Consider the following 19,830-nt stretch of genomic DNA (forward strand, 5'->3'; position numbering starts at 1 on the left):
CAGAATCGGGCCTATTTTCTGGAACTCACCAAAAAGGTATCCCCGCGCAGCCTGTGCCCGGATAATTCCACCCGCCGCATAAAGGATGGCCGCATGCCGGTAGCGCGCATTGTCCCCATAATTTTGCCGCGCTCATCCAGCCCGGTTTGCTCGAAACGGAAAAGATCGAGCAGAGTAATCACTTCACCCTCCATACGCGAAACCTCAGAAATTAAAGTGATCTTGCGAGACCCATCTGAAAGCCGGTCCATGTGAACGATTAGATCAATCGCTGAAGCAATTTGTTGGCGCAAGGCCGATAGCGGCAGGTTAAGTCCAGTCATTAGTGCCATGGTTTCAATGCGAGCAAGCGCATCGCGGGGCGAATTCGCATGCAGCGTTGTCAGCGAACCTTCGTGGCCGGTATTCATCGCCTGAAGCAAATCGAGGGATTCTTCGCCACGTACCTCACCAATCACCAAGCGGTCCGGGCGCATTCGCAGGGCATTACGTACCAGATCGCGGGTGGTAACCAGGCCCTTGCCTTCGGTATTGGCAGGCCGAGTTTCGAGGCGAACGGTATATTTTTGCTGCAATTTCAGTTCGGCAGCATCTTCGATCACAACAATTCGCTCTCCATCGGGAATATGGCTTGAAAGCACATTCATAAGCGTAGTTTTTCCTGAACTGGTATTCCCGCTGATCACAATACTTAGTCGGGCAACAACGCAGGCCTCCAGCAAATTCGCCATGCTTTCATTCAGCGAGCCGCTGCGGATCAGTTGCTCTATCGTAAAGCTATCTTTGAGAAAACGGCGCACAGTAATGCAGGGGCCATCGATAGAAATTGGGGGAATGACCACATTGACACGCGAGCCATCGGGCAAGCGCGCATCGGCGGTTGGGTTGTCTATACTGACTTGCCGCCCAACGGGGTGCAACATACGGTTTATCACGCGAATAACGTGCGCTTCATCATCAAATTTGATGGGTGTATCTTCGAGATGGCCTTCGCGCTCGATATATACTTGATTCGGCCCATAAACCATGACTTCATTAATCCCCGGATCTTCCAATAAAGGCTGGATTGGGCCATAGCCAATGAGTTCAGCCAGCACTTCACGGATCAGAGCCTGCCGAGCGGGTGCGCTCAAATTGTGGCTGGTGCCATCTAACGCTTTTCCAATCCAATCAGCGATTTTGTTGCGATATTCAGTCGCAGAAGGCGGGTAACGCTCAATTTGTTGCGCCACAACATCCATCAGGTAGGTTTTGATGGACTGGGTATCGTTGAAATTGAAGGGTTTGACTTCAGAATTACTCATAACCGCTCCTTAGATCTGCTTCGGCATATATATCAACAAACTATACAGCGCCAAAAATTTCGCCACCTAATTTAAACCCGGCCACTTCCAGACGCGGCGTGAATAACGGACGTAACCCGGTGGCGCGCAATTTGCCTTCAATTCTTCCTGCCGCGTCCATACCGGTTTGTTCAAAGACAAAAATATCAGATAGTGTGGCAATATCACTTTCCATACGCGGGATTTCGCTGATACGCACAATTTTTCGAGAGCCATCCGTAAAACGCTGCATATGGACAATTAAATCTACAGCCGAAACGATTTGTTTGCGAATCGCCATCAGCGGGATTTCCAGTCCGGCCATCATGGCCATGGTTTCCAGCCGCGAGATAGCATCTCGGGGAGCATTGGCGTGCAGCGTGGTCAGCGAACCCTCATGGCCCGTATTCATCGCCTGAAGCATATCCAACGCTTCGCTGCCGCGCACTTCTCCAATTACGATTCGGTCGGGACGCATCCGCAGCGCATTGCGCACCAAATCACGCGGCGAAACCGCACCGGAACCGTCCACATTTGGGGATTTGGTTTCCATACGCACTGCGTATTTTTGCCGCAAGCTCAATTCGGCGGCATCTTCAATGGTAATTATACGCTCATTGCCCGGTATATACTGCGTTAAATTATTCAACAGCGTAGTTTTCCCCGAACTGGTATTCCCGGTCACTACGATATTGAGCCGCGCTGCAACGCAGGCTTGTAAAAATTGCGCCATGTGGGTTGTGAGCGACCCCAATTGGATGAGTTGCTCTATGGTGAGATGCTGTTTCAGGAATTTGCGGATTGTAATCACCGGGCCGTCCAACACCACTGGCGGGATGGCAATATTGACCCGCGAACCATCTGGCAAGCGTGCATCTGCTGTGGGCGAATCGTAATTTACCTGCCGTCCCAACGGGCTTAGAATACGGTCGATGATGCGCATCACATGATTGTCATCCTCAAAGGTGATATTTGTATCCCGCAATTCTCCCATGCGTTCTACATACACCTGCTTGGCGCCATTTACCATGATTTCACTAATATCTTCATCGTCCAGCAATATCTGAAGCGGCCCATATCCAAGTAGCTCGGCGCGCACATCCCGAAATATTTTTTTGCGGAGCGGTTCATCGAGTTCAAAATCTGCGTGTTGATAGGCTTGCTGCAGCCAGGTTTCTACTTGCGGCTGATGCTCAAACGTAGCCAATGATTCGCCCTGCGATCTACGTGTGACCGCTTCCAGCAAATAGGCTTTGATTTGATATTCGTCCACAGGGATGCCTTTCAACTACGCTGGGATGGTGAGCGCTTCCAGTTCGCGCGGATAGTAGGTTAGAATTTCGATGCCAGCTTCATTGATGGCTACTGTATCCGAATGCCGGAATCCACCCAGAGCGGGGACGTATAACCCCGGCTCGACGCAAAAAACCATCCCCGGCTGGATGATCGTCTGGTCGCCAATATCCAGATACGGCCCTTCATGGTATCGCAAGCCGATGGTATGCCCCACATGATGTTTCCAGTAGGGCATCAGATCGTGTTTTTCATAATAGGCGCGCACCGTTTTATCCACCTCTGCGCAGAGGATTCCCGGCTGTATGGAGGACAAGGCCAAATCTTGCAATTGGCGCATGTGGTCAAAGATGCGTTTCTGCTCATCACTGGCTGGCCCGATAATCATGGTACGTTCAAGCTCTGAGTTGTAGCCCCACACCGGAGCGTTGGATTCGCCCACCAACACATCGCCCACCTGAAAAATAATATTATTCGCCAACGCATGTGGAATGGCCGAGTTGCGCCCAATCTGGCCGCGGTACACCGCCTGCGCGCCATTGGCAAAAGCGCTTTGGGCACGATAGAGCGGGCCTAATGTATCTAACATGGCAAGTGTGGCTTCATTGCTGGCGCGCATGGACACTTCGGTCTCGCTGGTTCCTGGATGTGTATAGCGTTGCAACAACGTCAGAGCCAGATTACCCCACCTGGCGCTTTCACGAATCAAATCTAACTCGGCGTCGCTCTTGACCATCATCTGATCTTCGATGAACCCGGCCAGGGGGGTGGGTTTCACCCCGGTGAGTTCACTCAACGCCGGACCGCGGTAGCCGAATATCCACGGATAACCATCATGGTCGGCGCCAAAATCGCCCTGGATTTTCATCTCGGCCAGCAAATCCTTGAAAATGAACATCGGGTGCGGGTGATGCGGGTATTCGAGATAATAATCGACGCGATCAATCAACGCGTTGCCCGAAGCATGTTCCACTTCCAGACGGGGAACGAACATGGCCCTCAGACCAGCAGCATTGACCGTAAAACCAATCGGGCGCTCGGTGGGGATAAATGCGAATCCGGTGTAATAGAGAATATAGTCGCGATCAAAAATCACCGCACCAGAAAGTTTTTGCTCTACAAGGTGGTCAATCAGACGATTAACACGCATCTGGTACTCTTCGGCCTGAATATGCAACGATACTTTTCTCATTTTATCCTTGTACTATTGATTGTATTCTATGAGGAAACCAGGAATGCAGGAAGTTTTTCTTCCTGATTTCCTGGCTTCCCTTTGTCGAAAAGTGTATCTCAGTGTCTCTTGTAGAACCAGTTTACTCGATGGCAAAAACCATTTCCACAAAATCGAGCATGAGCTGAATGGCAGAGGGGTCAATCTCGGGGCGAATCAGCATCATGCCGTGATCGCTGCCCGGCCATTCGTACAACTGATAGAAATCGCCTGTTGCCGATTTACAGGTGCGGGAGGATTCGCTATCGCCCGCGGAAAAGAAACACCAAACGGGGTAGCCATCCTCATCGACAGCGGTTACGGCTTCGGCATAATCAATTGTCAAGTACGATCCTGGGGAAAGCGACAACGCCCCCAGACAACTTCCGGGGTACAGATCATTTAGCCAGAAACAGCCATCCGGCGCGCCATCCGCGCCGATGCTGGCTCCCATTGCAACGATCTGAAGTTGATCGACGCCTTCGAGACTATAGGCCGTTTCCATCGCCGCCTGAGCATCCAATAACCAGCCTGCCGGTTCAAACGAAGAACACCCCCCCGCACATTTGCGGTATGTGAAGGAGAATACTCCAAAGGACCGGCCTTCAAGCATTGGCGGGAACCAGGTTGGGTCAAGCCACGGCTCGGCGCCCACATTGGGGCTGGTTCCACTCAATCCGCGGTTTTGGAACCAAAAAGCAATCTCGTTCCAATCGTTCATATCGCCGCCCGCCCAATGGTGCAGCACAATCATTGGGGCAGGGTTCACCGCGGCGGGGTAATAGCGCCCTTTGAGGGTAAAGCCATCCGCGGCCTGGAACTCGATCTCCTGCGGATCAGCAGGTAACGGTTCCAGAGTCGGTTCTGCCGTAGGCTCCGGCGTCGCGGTAGGCGGCACTGGAGTCGGTTCCGGGGTCTCGGTGGGAGGCGGCTCCGTGGGCGGGAGTTCAGTGGGTTCTTCGGGCTGGGCAGCCTCAGGTTGGGCTTGCTCTGGCTGAGCATCTTCAACCGCGGGGGGCGCATCCGGCTTGCAGGCCGCAAATATCAGCGCCAACGACAACAACACAATCAATATATTCCACTTTTTCATCGGTATCCTCCTTTACGATACAGTTATGTGGTTTTATCTCCGCAAGTGGATGTATTACTCCACAAATTCATACGAACTCGTAATCGCCACGGTTGGACGCAAGGTAGCCAACACAGAGCAGTATTTATCTTCCGAGAGTTTAATCGCCCGCGCCAATTTTTTCTCATCAACCGCTCCACGGACAAGATATTTCAAGTGCATCGTCACAAACACGTAGGGCGGCTCTGTTTTCTGCTCGCCGGTACACTGCACTTCAAGCGCTTCCAATGGCTCATGTTGTTTTTCCAAAATTGTGACTACATCATAACTTGAGCACGACGCTGCCGACATCAATAACAAATCGGAGGGTTTTACCGCGTTCCAGGCGGGTTCCCGCTGGCGGTCAAACCCGATACTGATGGTGCTGCCCCGTGAATCTGAACCCACAAAAAAAGTGGCGTCCACCCATTTTAGTGAAACCGTTCCTGAGACTGTATCCATACGATGATTTAATTCCTTTCATTGCTTCGTTGGGGTTTCATCTTCCCCATTATGTGAGAAGGATGCCTGAAAGTCAAGCATCACCCGCGTACTAAGATTTTATAGTTCCCAGAGATTTTTCGCCTGCCCCAGCATGGATTTCCAGGACTCGGTCTCGGGCTGGGGAGGCGCGCCCAGAGGATCATCCCATCCCTGAGAAAGCAACGCCGCAACCACACCCTGGGCGCAGGCCGCTGCCGCATCCAGATCATAACCACCTTCGAGAACCAGGGCAATGCGTCCCTGGCAGTTGGCATCAGCCCAGGCGCACAGCCGCTCGATGATGGTTTTATAGCCCCCCGCTGTCAGCAGCAGATTCCCCAGGGGGTCGCGCCAATGCGGGTCGAAGCCGTAACTGACCAAAATCATCTCGGGGGCAAAGCGCTCCAGCAGGGGCAGAATCAACTCATCGGTTACAGTGACGAAAGCCGTATCCCCCGAATAGGCGGGCAGCGGGAAATTGGCTGTCGTCCCCTCGCCTTCCCCCACACCGATCTCATCCACGCGGCCGGTACCAGGATAATGCGGCGATTGGTGCGTTGAGATATAGAACACATCCCCACGGGCGTAGAAAATATCTTGCGTGCCGTTGCCGTGATGCTGGTCGAGATCAAGTATGGCAATGCGCTGCGCCCCGGCGTTTTGCAGCAAATCTTCGGCGGCCAGGGCGATGTTGTTGAGCAGGCAAAAGCCCATGCCGCGGTTTTGCGTGGCATGATGTCCCGGCGGGCGGGTGAACGCAAAACCGCGCCGAGCTTCTCCGCTCCACACCGTCTGGCAAACAGCTAACGCGCCCCCGGCGGCGTTGACGGCCAAATCCCATGATTCGTGCGTTGTGTAGGTATCCATATCCAGATGCTGGCCGCGGGCTGAGGCGCGCTGCAATGTTTTTAGATAATCTGGCGTATGGACCGCTTCGAGTACCGCGGCGGGCGTTTCAACCGGCGGCAATTTGGGGTAAGGCTGCCACCAGCCGATTTCATCCAGGGCGCGGCACATGGCTTCGACACGTTCCGGGCGTTCGGGGTGATCACGTTCATAGTGAGCTGCGTGGCCTTTGGGGTAAAAGTAGACAAGTTCGAGCATGAATGGCTCCGGAAATCAGCGATTGGTGATTTGCTTGTAGTTGATTTTTTTAGATGAACAGGTTTGACAAACCTGATACCTTTGCTAACATTGTACCAGTCCTTCGTAAGACAAAAACCATACTTTTTAGGTCTCTTTGGGAACTGCGGTGAGAAACCCCACATTTAGGGTTGCTGCAACAAATCTCATATGGGTTAGTGATAAAATCATTATATGTCGATTTCTCCCAATTTTTCAGGAGCTAAAAAATGAGAACATACACCGACGAATCAGGCCAGGGGTTGGTTGAATATGCCCTGATTTTCACAGCCGTCGCGCTGATTGCCCTGCTGGCGCTTTCAACGATGGGCACCAGCTTGCAACAAGTATATTGTAGTGCAGTCAGCGAACTGGGCGGCTCTGGATGCGGCTGCCAATTTACCTTTGATGATGCAAGCGCGCTGGATTCTTGGGAGGGAGGCAATCGAGATAGTTTCAGCGTAGAAAATGGACAAGCCTGCATCACCGGGAATGGAAAGGACGCCTATTCTTATCTCAACAGTTGTGCAACTGATTTCGGCAGCGACAATGTGGTCATCAATGTTACGGCTGCCAATATCGATAAAGCTGTCGATAACGATAAGAATACCGGCCTTGATGTGTGGTTTCGCGCGCAGGATGAAAAGAACGGTTATCACTTCACATACAATACAAAAAATAATTTCGTGCGTATCTGGAAGCGCGTAGATGGAGCATGGATCCGTCTGGCGCACACTAACGTGCCCAATGCGTGGAACACACAAGCTAATGACTTTGAGATCAAAGTTGTCGGTGATACTTTTCAGGTTTTCCGTGAAGGCGACCTGCTTCTCCAGGCCACCGACGACGCATACACGCAGGGCAAAGTGGGCCTGCGGAATAAACCCAGCTCAAAAACTTGCCTCGATGGCCTGAGTGTTGGCTTACTTCCCTAGCAAAAATAATTAAGGAGATAATCATGAAATTAGAAGACTCCCCTCAACTTGATGATATGAGCGGCGAAATATTTCCGCACTCTGGGGAAGAAAAACCTGAAAAAAAATCACCGGCGCGGGTGTTGCTCGCGCTGCTCGGTTTAACACTTATCGCTCTGGCAGCTTATAATTTTTTCGCCAGCGGAACTGCCGCCACATTGATGCGCAAAGGGGCTATCAGCGGTTACGTTATGGACGAAAGCAACACCCCCCTTGCCGCCAGGGTCATCGTCTTTGGCACATCTATGCGGGGTGAAAGCAGCACCGATGGTTATTTCTACCTCGATGGCGTTCCCGCCGGAGAACAATCTGTAATTTTCATTTTCGGTGAAATTGGAGCCGAGGTCACGGCTCAAATTAACCCCGGTAGTGAAACAGATCTCGGAAATATTCAAATACCCACAGATTTAGACTTGGAGTAACATTTCACCCCCCAGGAAAAAAACATGACTGAAGCCCTATATCATATTGACAGCTACCTGCAAGAATTCAACGCCACCATCACCGCCATTGACGAAGAGAACCACGGCATCGTGCTCGACCGCACCATCTTCTTCCCTGGTGGCGGTGGCCAGCCCGCCGACAAGGGAACCTTGACCGTTGACGGAAAAATTTATACACTCAAACGCGGCAAGCGTATTGGCAACCAGCTTGTGCATCTGCTCGAAGGCGACGATCCGTTGCCCGCGGTCGGCGCAAAAGTTCACGGACAACTCGACTGGGAACACCGCTATAGAATTATGCGCACGCACACCGCCATGCACATCTTGTGCGGGGTCATCTTCCGCGATTACGGTGCCTCCGTCACCGGCGGCAATATGGAACCGCTCAAAGGCCGCATGGATTTCGAGTTCGAGACGATGCAGAAAGAACTCGTCGAGGAGATCAACCAGACCATCATCGCCGAGGTCGCCAACGCCCGCCCAGTGAGTTGGCGCGCGCTGCCGCGTGAAGAAGCCTTCCAAATTCCCGATCTGATCCGCACAAAAATAAACCTGCTGCCTGAAGGCATCAGCGAAGTGCGCGTCGTCGAAATCGAAGGGCTAGACCTGCAAGCCGACGGTGGCACCCATGTGCGCAACACATCTGAAGTCGGCACGATCCGCGTCACCAATTATAAAAGCAAAGGGGCGATCAACAAGCGCATCTATGTCGAACTCGACTGAAATTCTGATCTGCGGAGCGGGCATCGCTGGTATCGCCGCTGCTTATCACCTATCTGTGCGGCACGGCATTCGCGATATTATTCTCGTCGACGAGCGCGCCCCTCTCTCACTGACCAGCGACAAATCCACGGAATGCTATCGCAACTGGTGGCCCGATGCGCCTATGGTCAGCCTGATGAACCGCTCGATTGACATCCTGGAAGAACTCGCCGAAGAGAGCGGGAATAGTTTTCACTTGAACCGGCGCGGCTATTTATATTTGACGGCTGACCCGCAGAAAATCTCTGCCTTTGAACAGGACACGCAGACTCCCTCGCAGTTGGGCGCTGGCCCCCTGAGAGTGTACCGCTCCCCGAGGGAGGCCACAACCTACCAGCCATCCAGCCCCGAGGGCTTCCGTGGCAACCCCGCGGGCGCTGATCTTTTCCTAAATCCGGTCGCCATCCAGCAGTATTTCCCCTATTTGCCCGATACCATCACCGCCGCGCTGCACGCCCGGCGGGCGGGCTGGTTCAGCGCCCAACAATTGGGCATGTATATGCTCGATCAGGCGCGCGCTCATGGCGTGAAATTTGTCAAAGCCCGCGTCACAGGGGTGGATGTCTCTCAGGGACGTGTATCAGCCGTCCACTTGAACAACGACTCGACGATTGCAACCAACCATTTCGTCAACGCTGCCGGCCCAATGCTCAAAGAAGTTGGTCAAATGCTGGGACTTGATCTCCCCATCCACACCGAGTTGCATCTCAAAGTTGCCTTCCGCGATCACTTGGGCGTAGTGCCGCGCCACGCCCCGATGCTGATCTGGACCGATCCGCAAACCTTGCAGTGGAATGCCGAAGAACAGGAATTCCTGGCCGAAGATAACGAGACAGGCTGGCTGCTAGATGAAATGCCCGCCGGAGCGCACACACGCCCCGAGGGCGCAGGAGACAGCGATATTATTTTGCTGCTGTGGGAGTATCACACGCATGTGGTGGAGCCGGTTATTCCACCGCCCCTGGATGAGATGTACCCTGAGATCGCTCTGCGCGGTATGGCGGCGCTGCTGCCGCGTTTCAGCGAGTATTTCGAGCGCATGCCCCAGCCGATGCTCGACGGCGGCTACTACACCAAGACCCAAGAGAACCGCCCGCTGATCGGGCCGCTGCCTGTGAAGGGGGCCTATATCATCGGGGCGCTTTCCGGCTATGGCCTCATGTCTGCCTGCGGGGCTGGGGACCTGTTGGCAGCCCACATCACCGGTATTGAATTACCATCGTATGCCCCGTCATTCTCCCTGGAGCGATACCAGAACGCTGAATATCAAAAACTGCTTGAAGATTGGGGAGATGAAGGACAGTTATAAAAAAAACTCCCGTAAGTTTTGAGAACTTCCGGGGGCTGCTTATTTTAGGGATAATCTTTTTAGGGGCAATTAAGAGTCCACTCAAAGCCGCGGAATATTTCTTCAACCAAACTGTATAAATCGGGATCATATTCTTGTAATTCGGCTTTCGTGTTGACCGGATGATTTTCATAGTTTGTTGGACTAGCTTCGAAATACATGACAACACCTTCTGCCCAGTATTCGTACTTATTAGTAGCGGCGTAGTGGTCTTCCCATTTACCAGCAGACATAGCTGCGCTATATGCCGTCGCTAAACGATTATCAAAACCGGGTTCAACCGAATTTAGGCCAACCATATGAATAGAGTGGGCAAATTCATGAGCGGTGACTGAATACCCCTGGTACTCTTGCCCGCCACCAACACACATAAGATTATTCTCACCTGTAATAAATCGAGGGTCAGCGTCAGCATCCGCATTCGCGAAGGCTTCGGTTGCGTCAATAGCTGCGGGAAGATCAGAAGCATTTTTCCCAGCCGGAAAGATCATTACTTCCAACCCTCGATTAGATAACTGCTCGCGCACATCCGGGCGGGATGCCAGCATATTTGAGACAATGTACCACGCTTGCTTCAGCGCTTGATCTTGAACCGCATCAGAAGCCAAGATTTTAATACCGTCAATACTGCACTCTTTTCCAAAGTAACTATGCCCCGGATCCGTAATTTCGCACCCATCGCCATTTTCTACCAAAACCGAGACAATGGTCGGGGTGGGTTCGAGGGTGGGTAAATTGGCAATACTTGATGGAACGAGGATTGGCAGATTGGTTTCCCGGCTTTTGACAACAATATCCTTGACGATCTCGCCGCTGGCTTCGTCGCGCACCCGCCAGGCGTGCTCTACAAAGGTTTCCTGCGTATAAGATTGACCCGGCGTCAGACGTTTGGCGAATTCTTCCTCACCGTTCAGATTCAACCAGTAGATTGCAAGATTGCGATCCGATGTATTGGACAAGACCAACTCAGCAGACATGCCGCCATCTACGGAAGCTAAGGGAATTGGCGTTTCTGTGGGGACTGGTGTATCTGTAGCCGTTGGCTCTGGAGTCGCAGTGGGTTCGGGAGTAACCGTAGCAGTAGCTGTCGGTGGCTCCGTAGGAACAGCCGTGGGTTCTGGCGTTGCGGCTGGGGAACAGGCTCCTACCCAAAGGGATATCGCGAGCAATAATGCAAATAACAGTTTTCGGTTCATTGTGATCCTCCAATAGAATCTGTTTTCTCAAATATATCATAAATTGTCTGTGTGTTTTGGGAAACCGGCACTAATAACTTGCGATACAATATCCTTCAACTGATTTTTAATTTCAGGTATTTGTGTATATCCAACCGCCATCACACGCCAACAGGAGAGAATACATCATGCGTCCTAAAGTACATTTTCTCAGCGATGAAGTCGTACATCAAATTATTGACGAAGCCTTCCAACTTCTGATGGACCCCGGGATTCAAATCCATAACCGGGAGGGGCTAGAATTATTAGCTGAAGCCGGGGCGCAAGTTGATTTTGAAACCCAGGTCGCCCGCATCCCTGAAACCATCGCTCGGCGAGCCTTAGAAACGCGCCCTTCAGAATTTTATCTCTACAATCTAGACGGCGATCCGGCAGTGCATTACGGTGGCGACAGCGTGCAATTTGATCCCGGTTCCGCGGCTCTGCTACTACTCGACAGTGAGACGCAAAAGATGCGCCAGCCCAACACCGCCGATTTTGTAAACTTCGTCAAATTGGTCGAAATGTTGCCCCAATTAGACGCCCAAAGCACAGCCTTCATCCCCGCGGATGTCGCCATCGGGATTCATGATCTGTATCGCCTGTATCTGGCCCTGAACTTCATGCGCAAACCCATCATCACCGGGGCTTTTGAGAAAGACACCTGGTGGTATATGAAAGATATGCTCGTTGCAACCGCCGGGAGCGAAGCGGCGCTGGCTGCAAAACCCATCGCTGTTTTCGACGTTTGCCCCTCCCCACCCTTGCTCTGGAGCGACATCACCTGCCAAAACCTGATCGACTCGGCCCGCTACAACATCCCCGCCGAACTGGTCTCCATGCCTCTAACCGGCGCCACCGCCCCAATCACGCTGGCCGGAGCGGTAGTACAGCATACCGCGGAGTGTCTCAGCGGAGTGACGCTTTCGCAACTTGCGAATCCGGGTGCGCCCATTATTTGGGGCGGCTCGCCCGCGGCCTTCGACATGCGCCAGGGTACTACACCGATGGGAGCGGTCGGCACCTGGATGATCGATTGCGCTTACTCGCAGGTCGGCAAAGCTCTGGGGATGCCCACCCACGCCTATCTGGGGATGAGCGATGCCAAAGTCGTGGATGCCCAATGCGGGCTGGAATCGTCCGGCGGGGCGCTGATGGCAGCCCTGGCTGGCGTCAATATGGTTTCGGGCGCGGGGATGATGGCCTTTGAAAACTGCCAAAGTTTCGAGAAACTGGTCATTGATGCCGAAATCATCGGCATGGCAAAACACATCATCGGCGGGATTGAAGTACGCGACGATCCTATTGGATTGGATCTAATCCGTGAGATGGGACATAATGCCGAATATTTCTCACATGACCATACTTATCAATGGTTCCGCAAAGAAGATTATATCCCTTCAATGGTGATTGACCGCCGCGAACCCGAAGACTGGGAGCGTTCCGGCGCGTTGACAACCTGGGACAGAGCCAAAGCGCGCGTCAGCCAACTATTGCAGACCTACAAACCCTCACCTATCGCTGACGAATTGCGCGTCGAGTTGCGCGCCATCACCACCCGAGCCGCCAAAAATATCGGCATGGACGAATTGCCGCCGCTACCGCGTGACTAGCCGGGGAAATTGTGCATAAACCCTTAAATGTAGTACGCATCTATCTTGCCTTGCTCTGTCTGGGTGGTGTTGTCGCGCTCCTGACCCTATTTGCGATACCTTCAGAGCAATATGCATCTGGGCTTTTTGGCTATTCACGCAACCGTTTGCTGCTCACCGCGAGCATGGCTGCCATCGAAATCAGCTTGCTGGTTTTTATCCTCGTGCTCTCGCATAAACCATCCGTGTGGGAAAACCGCCTCAACTCCAGCGTGACTCGTCTCAAAAATCACAGCATCTTCTACGGTAGCTTGTCTGGCGCTCTCGGCATCTTCATCCTGGGGGGCGATTATTTATATGCCCTCGCATATACCTGGGATCAAACCGCTTTTCCCTTGCTTGTGCGCATCGCCCCGCTGGTTGGATGGACAACCTGGAACGCGGGCGTTACCATCATCATGTTCACAACGGTGAAAAGAAATATTCACCACGAAGACACAAAGACACAAAGAAAAGTAGTTTCTTCGAGCCTACGTACTGCTCGTACCCTTCAGGGTATTGTGGTAAAAACTAGCCAGCATCTGGAAGAAGTATTTTCTGCAAAATTTGGATTTTCTCTCCTAATCGCCTGGATCACCCTCGCGGGATTGGCGGTGGTGATTCAGGCAACCGGCATGGGACTAATCCCCGACATTGTTGGCTGGGATTTTCCCGGCACTCCATTATTGTTCAGCCAAATCATTCTGGCATTGATCGCGGGTAACGTTGTCTATATTGTGGCTACACGCACAACCAAAATCAGTGACCGGCTGATTTTCTTCGTCATTTGGGCTGCGGCGTTGGGTGTGTGGGCCGCGCAACCAATGCAGCCCACACACTATTCGCTGGAGCCGAACGCTCCCAATTTCATGTATACGCCCTATTCCGACGCGGCCCTGCTGATGATGAACGCCGAAGATATGCTCATCGGCGAGGGCTTCCAGTTCCCGGCGGAAAAACCGCTCTATAATGTACTGCTGGGACTGTTAACCGCCCTCGGCGGGCATGACTATAACACCATCATCTTGCTGCAAGTCGGGACTTTGGCCTTCTTCCCCGCGGTGGTTTACCTCTTCTCCGTGGGCATGGATCAACGCCTGGCGGGGCTGGTCGCCGCCGTAGCCCTGATTCTGCGCGAACAAAATGCGATTGCGCTTTCCAGCCGCATCAATGTATCCCATTCCAAATTAATAATGACCGATTTTCCGGCGGCGTTAGGGATGGCGGTTTTCGGGCTGTTATTTGTAAAATGGTGGAACACGCATGTCACGAATGCAGTGAATGACACAAATAAAAACAAGAAAAATTCGCGCCATTTGCCCATACGCGATATTCGCGTTCCCAGTGATGCCAGTGCCATTGCATCTGCGATGATTACCGGGAGCGCGTTGGGCGCGCTTATTCTCATCCGTTCACAGGCAATTATTTTTGTTCCCGTGGTGTTCGGCGTGGTGGTGTTTCAATTCTGGGGTCAATCGCGCAAAATTCTCCTGCCGTTGGGGGCTTTTTTGCTCGGTACAGCGGTTTTTATCCTGCCGTGGATGGTCCGCAATGGATTCGTAGTTGGCAAATTTGGCTATTCACAGCCCATGCAGGCGGTTTATTTGGACAGTCAATACACACGCGAACCAGGCGTTTTTGATCTGGCGCAAGCCGCGCCAAATGAGCGCATCGAGCAGGGTTTCGGCAATGCGGCAGATTTTGCCCGCGCCAACCCAGGTTACGTAGCCCAATTTATCAGCAATCACTTTTTCCATAACGAAGTGACGGCGTTATTGTCATTGCCCATGCGCTTTGATCTGACAGATTATTGGCTATCCCGGCTGAGATACATACCCTCCGGCGAGGCATCACACCGGAGAGCCTACATCGAAAACCTCCCCTTCTGGAGCTTTCAAGAACGCTGGCAAGGCAATTGGCCGCCCGGCGCTGTAATTCCCATCATCTTTAATCTGGCAATACTCGGCATGGGGATCGCAGCCGCGTGGCGGCGGACACGCTGGATTGGCCTTATGCCGCTGGGCATTCATTTGGCGTATAGTTTTAGCACGGCGATTGCGCGCGTCTCCGGTTCACGGTTTATGTTGCCAGTCGATTGGATCATCATCTGGTATTACATCATCGGCTTGGTGGTTTTGGTGCGCGCCCTGTTCGGGATAAGAAAAATCCCTGTGAAACAAACCCCCACCCCAGGCTGCGCGCGAGCATCCCAGTTGATGCGCCCGCTGCCCCTCCTGGGAAGTATCGCATTACTCGGCGCGCTGATCCCCATCCTGGAATTTCTACCCCCAACCCGTTACCCGGAACGCACAACCGAAGCCGTCACTGCCGTGCTTCCCATTGAGCTGGAAGAAATTTGCGGTCTGGATGAAGGTGTGACCGTGATTCAGGGGCGAGCGTTGTATCCCCGGTTTTATGCAGCCAATCAAGGCTACGGCTGGGGAGTTTGGGCAGCCTATAACCATTATCCCTACGCCCGGATTGGCTTTTTGGTCGCCGGGCCAGAAAATGTAAATGTGATCTTGCCGCTCGAAGAAGCACCCGCTGCTTTCCCCCACGCCGAGGATGTTTTCGTCATCGGGACACAGGCGGAGGGGCATCTTCTGGCTCAGGCGGTTGTCGTGCAAAATCAGGATGGAAGTCAGCAGACGATTTTATCGAATCAAGTACACTGGTGTACAAAATAATAAAATCGCAGATAAACACGGATACACGCTGATTTTCGCTTTTCATCTGTGTTCACGTGTGCCCCTCAGGGGATCTGTGGTTATAAAACTATCCCTACAAGGAGCAAATTTTGACCCAATACACTTACGCTATTTTGGGCGCCGGGCGGCAGGGAACCGCCGCGGCCTACGATCTCGCCAAGTTTGGTGCGGCGCAAAAGATCATCATGGCCGACCTGGATGCACAGGCCGCTCAAAATGCCGCAAAACGTATCAACCAGCTCATCGGGCGGGAAGTGGCTGTTGCGCAGCAATTGGGTGTTAGCGACCGCGCCGCACTGGCGCGCGTGCTACAGGGCGTGGATGTAGCCCTTAGCGCCGTGCCCTACTACTATAATCTGGAAATCACCAAAGCCTGTCTAGCAGCGGGTTCCAGCCTGTGCGATATGGGCGGGCACACCGGCGTTGTGCGCGAGCAATTGGCGCTGGATACCGAAGCCAAAGCCGCGGGAATCAGTATTGTGCCCGATTGCGGCATGGGACCGGGACTTAACGTGACCATGGCAGCCTACGCTAAAGACCTGCTCGATGCACCGCGCGCTGTGCATATCTTTGATGGCGGCCTGCCGCAAAAACCCATCCCGCCGTGGAATTACCAGGCCACCTTCCACATCAACGGCCTGACCAACGAGATGGATGGACAGGCTACCTTCCTGCGAGATGGTAACCTGACTCCCGTAGATACCCTCACCGAATCGGAATTCATTGAATTCGCTCCGCTGGGCAAATTGGAAGCGGATGTCACTTCGGGCGGGCTTTCCACTTCGCCGTGGACGTTTGAGGGCCAGTTACAGGATTTCACCAACAAAACCCTGCGTTACCCCGGCCACTTCGAATGGCTGCGCGCCTTCAAGGAATTAGGGCTTTTCTCGGAAGAAGCGTTGCAGGTGAATGGCTCCACTATCGTCCCGCGCGAGGTCTATCACACCCTGTTGGCTCCCAAACTCAGCGCAACTGAAATTCGTGATGTGTGCGTAATACGCGTAATCGGCTATGGGGTGAAAGATGGTAAAGAAACCACCGTCACGATTGACCTGATTGACTATTACGACGAAGCCACCGGCTTCACCGCTATGGAACGCTTGACCGGTTGGCATTGCGCCATGATGATGGGTTTTCAGGCGCGCGGTCGCGTTCCGGCGGGCGGCGTCTCGATGGAAGTGGCTGTGCCGGCAACGGAATTTATGCAAGCTGTGCGTGAACGGGGGATTAAGTTTGAAGTGAATCTTTCCTAAAAAGAGAGTGGCTCTCGGCTTTGCCGAGAGCCACTCTCTTTTTAGGTTCATTTTTCAATCAAGGGCAAGAAAATCTGGTACTCTGTCGCTCCGCTGCGACACCAGGCAAGGGTGTGTTCAAGCAATTCGGCGCGGTCGGCGGCGGGACTAACCGCTTCAAAGGGGAAGGCCCAGAGCGTGGTTTTATAAACGCCTGTATCCACCAGCAGCCCGGCGGAGCCTTTATCGCCTTGCAAGGCCACCGAAACGCCCGCTGTTGGCGAAAGCACATCGCTGAAGTTATAGAAGGGATAACTCAACGAGTAAGGCCCCACCCCTGAAAACGCCTCCCCAACTCCGGTTACTGAGGTTTGCGCCGCGTCGCCCGCAAAGGAAGCCACACCCAGATATTCCCCGATAAAATCGGTCACCTGACGATTCCACAAATAATCCTGCCCGCTGACGACCAGACAGCCCCCTGTATCCAACCAGTTTGCCAAAGCCGCCTCCCCCGAAGTTCCCGGCCCGGCGGGCGATTTCCACCCATCCCCCACAAACCAGATCACAATTTCATAAGGGGCCAACTGCGCTGCACTCGGCTCGGTGTCGCTATTGTGCGTATCCCAAACGGCGTAGGATTGCCCCAGCGTATCCAGCGCAGCGGTGTAATAGCCGCGCACATCGGGGTTATTGTCATCATCATCCACCAGCAAAACCGATACCGGCGTACGAGTAGTAAAGCTGGCCGCGGTGGGCGACGAAAGGCCGCAATAATTACCCGCCTGGACACGCCAATAATAACGCGTGCTATTTTCCAGCCAGGTTGGCAGCGTGTAGCTGGTTTCGACGACTTCGGCAGTTTGCAAAATGATGTTAAAAGCCGCGTCGGCAGCAACCTCGATACGATAATAATAGGCCTGTGAGATTGCCTCCCAGCGCAACGTCGGCGCCACCGAGATATTATCTGCGCCATCGGCAGGAAAGCTCAACTCGGGCAAATTGGGCGTAGTCTGATCGACATGCAGCGTGACGATATCGGTGTGGACAAGATCGCCAGATGTGGCGACAACAGAAAATTCATGATCGCCTGCGGCGATGGATTGAGTGGCGCCGAGGGTGAGTACACTACTCCCCGGCGGGGTAAGCGAATCCGGCTCGAAGTGGAGCGTTGCCCCCGAGGGTTTATTTTGCACGCTGAACGTCACCAACTCGTCAAAGCCCAATAACGGGTTGATATTAACATCATACAGGGCCGCTTCTGGCGCGCAGATATTCACGGTTTCGGGCGCAGCGTCAATACGGAAATCGGCCCCGCAATAATCTTTAGCGGCCTGCACCGCAGCGAGCGCGTCAATTTCGCCCCAACCGGTAGCATAATTGGGTGAACGCACGCCATTACCCGTACCATCGTCATACAGCACAGGATTGGCCGTGACCTGCAAAATACTCTCCGTCGTGGCATACTCCCCAATCAGGCAGGGCGCGGCATCCCACATCAGGGCAATCAACCCGCTGACATGCGGCGCCGACATGGATGTGCCACTCATCAGGCGATAATCGCGATCTCCGCTGCGCGCCGCCGAACGGATGTCGACGCCCGGGGCAACTACCTGTGGTTTTAAATTCGGGTACTCCGCGGGATTGAGTACATCCGGGTCGTCGGTAGGCCCCCAGTTGGAATGCGGCGCGTACACGCCACCCGTATTGCCAGTAGAACCCACCGCGGTGACATTGCCATAGCGTGCCGGGTTGCCCACCGTATTCAATCCCGGCGGCGAAGCATAGCCACACGATGTGCTATTACCATTCGAGAAAACCGGGTAAATTCCCGCGGCCAGCCAACTCTCGATCATGCCCAAATACCAGGTATCGAGATACTGCACGCAATCGCCCCATGAGTTGTTGATAATATGCGGGCGTCTGGACGAATCGGGATTCTGGCCGTTCAAATCCCAGGGAGCCAGTAAAAACTGGCCGCATTCGAGCAATTCGCTGTCGTTACCCTCAAACGCCTGACAGGCCATCCATTGCGCACCGGGGGCCATGCCGATCCCCCCCGAGCCAAGAATCGTGCCCATTGTGTGCGATCCATGCCCATGCCAATCGTTTGGCTCGCGGTCGCTGCCGCCCAGCGCCGGATCCCACCAGTTGTAATTATGGTCATACGTCCCATCCCCCAGATTACCGCGGTAGGTATCTACCAGGGCTTCATGCGTATAACGCACCCCGGTATCAATATTCGCCACCACAATCCCCGAACCATCGTACCCCAAATCCCAAACTACAGCCGTGCCAATCTGGGCAATATTACTTTGCGCCACGTTGGGAACATTCATCGGCGCGGCAATATCTTCAATCGGCTCGACCAATTGCGGGCGGCGACGGGCGCGTAGCGCATCAATTTCCACAAAACTCAACAGCCCGTTAAATGTCGTTTGATCCGAGACATTTACCAGAATGGTATTATTAATCCAAAAAGATTGATAATCGATCCCCTTGACATCGAGATAAGCGCGCACGCGCTGTTGTGAGTTATCTGCCGATATTTGCAACATATTGATCACAAAACGGCCGCGCGTCTCCCAGTCTAACTCGTAAGCTAAATCCAGGTTGGGTTGGTGGCGAAACTGGATCATATATCCGGCTTCTTGCTCCACCATAAACTGCGCCTGCAATTCTGGCTCAATCACAGGCTGCGGGTCTTCGCCTGCATCCGCGGCCAGCGCCACCAAAGATTGCACAACGGGTGCGGCGAGGGCAAACAGTGTTGTAAAAATGAGTATGCCGGTTAGTATGCGTTGCTTATGCTTCATTCGGGCGTTCCCAAAGTAATTCTCCGCCATGAATTTTTCAATCGTTTATAATTCGCAACAACTCAACATCGAACCAAAAGAGGCCGAAAAAGGGTGTGCGTGGGGTGCTGCGCACCCCACGCACACCCTTTTTCGGAATTCTCTCTGTGAAGCTTACGTGCCTTAGT

General features: G+C 53.3%; 15 protein-coding genes. 7 read left to right on the plus strand and 8 right to left on the minus strand.

Going from position 1 to position 19,830, the window contains the following annotated elements; translation table 11 throughout:
- Nucleotides 1–11: 11 nt before the first annotated feature.
- The 6 genes from HN413_08815 to HN413_08840 form a co-directional block, all read right to left on the minus strand.
- The gene (locus tag HN413_08815; GenBank protein ID MBT3390499.1) at nt 12–1,304 is read right to left on the minus strand and encodes a CpaF family protein; all 1,293 of its coding nucleotides are present in this window, start codon (nt 1,302–1,304) and stop codon (nt 12–14) included.
- A 40-nt stretch (nt 1,305–1,344) separates the two neighbouring features.
- A complete protein-coding gene (locus HN413_08820; protein MBT3390500.1) occupies nt 1,345–2,610 on the minus strand; it encodes a CpaF family protein in 1,266 nt (421 codons plus the stop codon).
- A complete protein-coding gene (locus tag HN413_08825) occupies nt 2,611–3,765 on the minus strand; it encodes an aminopeptidase P family protein (GenBank protein ID MBT3390501.1) in 1,155 nt (384 codons plus the stop codon). It abuts the gene before it with no gap.
- 163 nt (nt 3,766–3,928) lie between these two features.
- Entirely contained in the window at nt 3,929–4,915 is a 987-nt protein-coding gene (locus tag HN413_08830; GenBank protein MBT3390502.1) for a hypothetical protein, read from the minus strand.
- A gap of 54 nt (nt 4,916–4,969) precedes the next feature.
- Complete coding sequence (locus HN413_08835) at nt 4,970–5,395, minus strand: OsmC family protein (protein ID MBT3390503.1); 426 nt, start codon at nt 5,393–5,395, stop codon at nt 4,970–4,972.
- A gap of 99 nt (nt 5,396–5,494) precedes the next feature.
- A complete protein-coding gene (locus tag HN413_08840; GenBank protein MBT3390504.1) occupies nt 5,495–6,520 on the minus strand; it encodes a histone deacetylase in 1,026 nt (341 codons plus the stop codon).
- A gap of 248 nt (nt 6,521–6,768) precedes the next feature.
- On the opposite strand from HN413_08840, the gene HN413_08845 reads away from it, so the two are divergent.
- Genes HN413_08845 through HN413_08860 form a run of 4 tightly spaced genes read left to right on the plus strand, consistent with a single transcriptional unit; the run spans nt 6,769 to nt 10,026 of the window.
- Entirely contained in the window at nt 6,769–7,473 is a 705-nt protein-coding gene (locus HN413_08845; protein ID MBT3390505.1) for a hypothetical protein, read from the plus strand.
- 23 nt (nt 7,474–7,496) lie between these two features.
- Nucleotides 7,497–7,934 carry a carboxypeptidase regulatory-like domain-containing protein gene (locus HN413_08850; GenBank protein MBT3390506.1) on the plus strand — a complete coding sequence of 146 codons (438 nt, stop codon included), beginning with the start codon at nt 7,497–7,499 and terminating at the stop codon, nt 7,932–7,934.
- A gap of 24 nt (nt 7,935–7,958) precedes the next feature.
- Entirely contained in the window at nt 7,959–8,678 is a 720-nt protein-coding gene (locus tag HN413_08855; GenBank protein MBT3390507.1) for an alanyl-tRNA editing protein, read from the plus strand.
- Nucleotides 8,662–10,026, plus strand: coding sequence for an FAD-binding oxidoreductase (locus HN413_08860; GenBank protein ID MBT3390508.1), 1,365 nt, complete (start codon nt 8,662–8,664; stop codon nt 10,024–10,026). The genes HN413_08855 and HN413_08860 overlap by 17 nt, the downstream gene beginning before the upstream one ends.
- A 59-nt stretch (nt 10,027–10,085) precedes the next feature.
- Here HN413_08860 and HN413_08865 read toward each other — a convergent pair whose 3' ends face one another.
- Nucleotides 10,086–11,261 carry a hypothetical protein gene (locus HN413_08865; protein MBT3390509.1) on the minus strand — a complete coding sequence of 392 codons (1,176 nt, stop codon included), beginning with the start codon at nt 11,259–11,261 and terminating at the stop codon, nt 10,086–10,088.
- Nucleotides 11,262–11,428: 167 nt separating this feature from the next.
- Here HN413_08865 and HN413_08870 point away from each other — a divergent pair, with 167 nt between their 5' ends.
- From HN413_08870 to HN413_08880, 3 genes are all read left to right on the plus strand, one after another.
- The gene (locus HN413_08870; protein MBT3390510.1) at nt 11,429–12,892 is read left to right on the plus strand and encodes a hypothetical protein; all 1,464 of its coding nucleotides are present in this window, start codon (nt 11,429–11,431) and stop codon (nt 12,890–12,892) included.
- An 11-nt stretch (nt 12,893–12,903) separates the two neighbouring features.
- Nucleotides 12,904–15,597, plus strand: coding sequence for a hypothetical protein (locus HN413_08875; GenBank protein ID MBT3390511.1), 2,694 nt, complete (start codon nt 12,904–12,906; stop codon nt 15,595–15,597).
- A 110-nt stretch (nt 15,598–15,707) separates the two neighbouring features.
- Entirely contained in the window at nt 15,708–16,871 is a 1,164-nt protein-coding gene (locus HN413_08880) for a hypothetical protein (GenBank protein ID MBT3390512.1), read from the plus strand.
- Between the two features lie 47 nt (nt 16,872–16,918).
- Here the strand turns inward: HN413_08880 and HN413_08885 are convergent, their stop codons facing one another.
- On the minus strand, nt 16,919–19,663 hold the full coding sequence (locus HN413_08885) for a S8 family serine peptidase (protein MBT3390513.1): 2,745 nt from the start codon (nt 19,661–19,663) through the stop codon (nt 16,919–16,921).
- Nucleotides 19,664–19,830: the final 167 nt, after the last annotated feature.

The organism is Chloroflexota bacterium (genome assembly GCA_018648225.1).
Lineage (GTDB): Bacteria > Chloroflexota > Anaerolineae > Anaerolineales > UBA11858 > NIOZ-UU35.

Excerpts from the sequence above, each read along its gene's own strand:
- HN413_08815 (MBT3390499.1), bottom strand. The coding sequence starts at position 1,304 with ATGAGTAATTCTGAAGTCAAACCCTTCAATTTCAACGATACCCAGTCC.
- HN413_08825 (MBT3390501.1), bottom strand. The coding sequence starts at position 3,765 with ATGCGTGTTAATCGTCTGATTGACCACCTTGTAGAGCAAAAACTTTCT.
- HN413_08830 (MBT3390502.1), bottom strand. The coding sequence starts at position 4,915 with ATGAAAAAGTGGAATATATTGATTGTGTTGTTGTCGTTGGCGCTGATA.
- HN413_08835 (MBT3390503.1), bottom strand. The coding sequence starts at position 5,395 with ATGGATACAGTCTCAGGAACGGTTTCACTAAAATGGGTGGACGCCACT.
- HN413_08840 (MBT3390504.1), bottom strand. The coding sequence starts at position 6,520 with ATGCTCGAACTTGTCTACTTTTACCCCAAAGGCCACGCAGCTCACTAT.
- HN413_08845 (MBT3390505.1), top strand. The coding sequence starts at position 6,769 with ATGAGAACATACACCGACGAATCAGGCCAGGGGTTGGTTGAATATGCC.
- HN413_08850 (MBT3390506.1), top strand. The coding sequence starts at position 7,497 with ATGAAATTAGAAGACTCCCCTCAACTTGATGATATGAGCGGCGAAATA.
- HN413_08855 (MBT3390507.1), top strand. The coding sequence starts at position 7,959 with ATGACTGAAGCCCTATATCATATTGACAGCTACCTGCAAGAATTCAAC.
- HN413_08860 (MBT3390508.1), top strand. The coding sequence starts at position 8,662 with ATGTCGAACTCGACTGAAATTCTGATCTGCGGAGCGGGCATCGCTGGT.
- HN413_08865 (MBT3390509.1), bottom strand. The coding sequence starts at position 11,261 with ATGAACCGAAAACTGTTATTTGCATTATTGCTCGCGATATCCCTTTGG.
- HN413_08870 (MBT3390510.1), top strand. The coding sequence starts at position 11,429 with ATGCGTCCTAAAGTACATTTTCTCAGCGATGAAGTCGTACATCAAATT.
- HN413_08885 (MBT3390513.1), bottom strand. The coding sequence starts at position 19,663 with ATGAAGCATAAGCAACGCATACTAACCGGCATACTCATTTTTACAACA.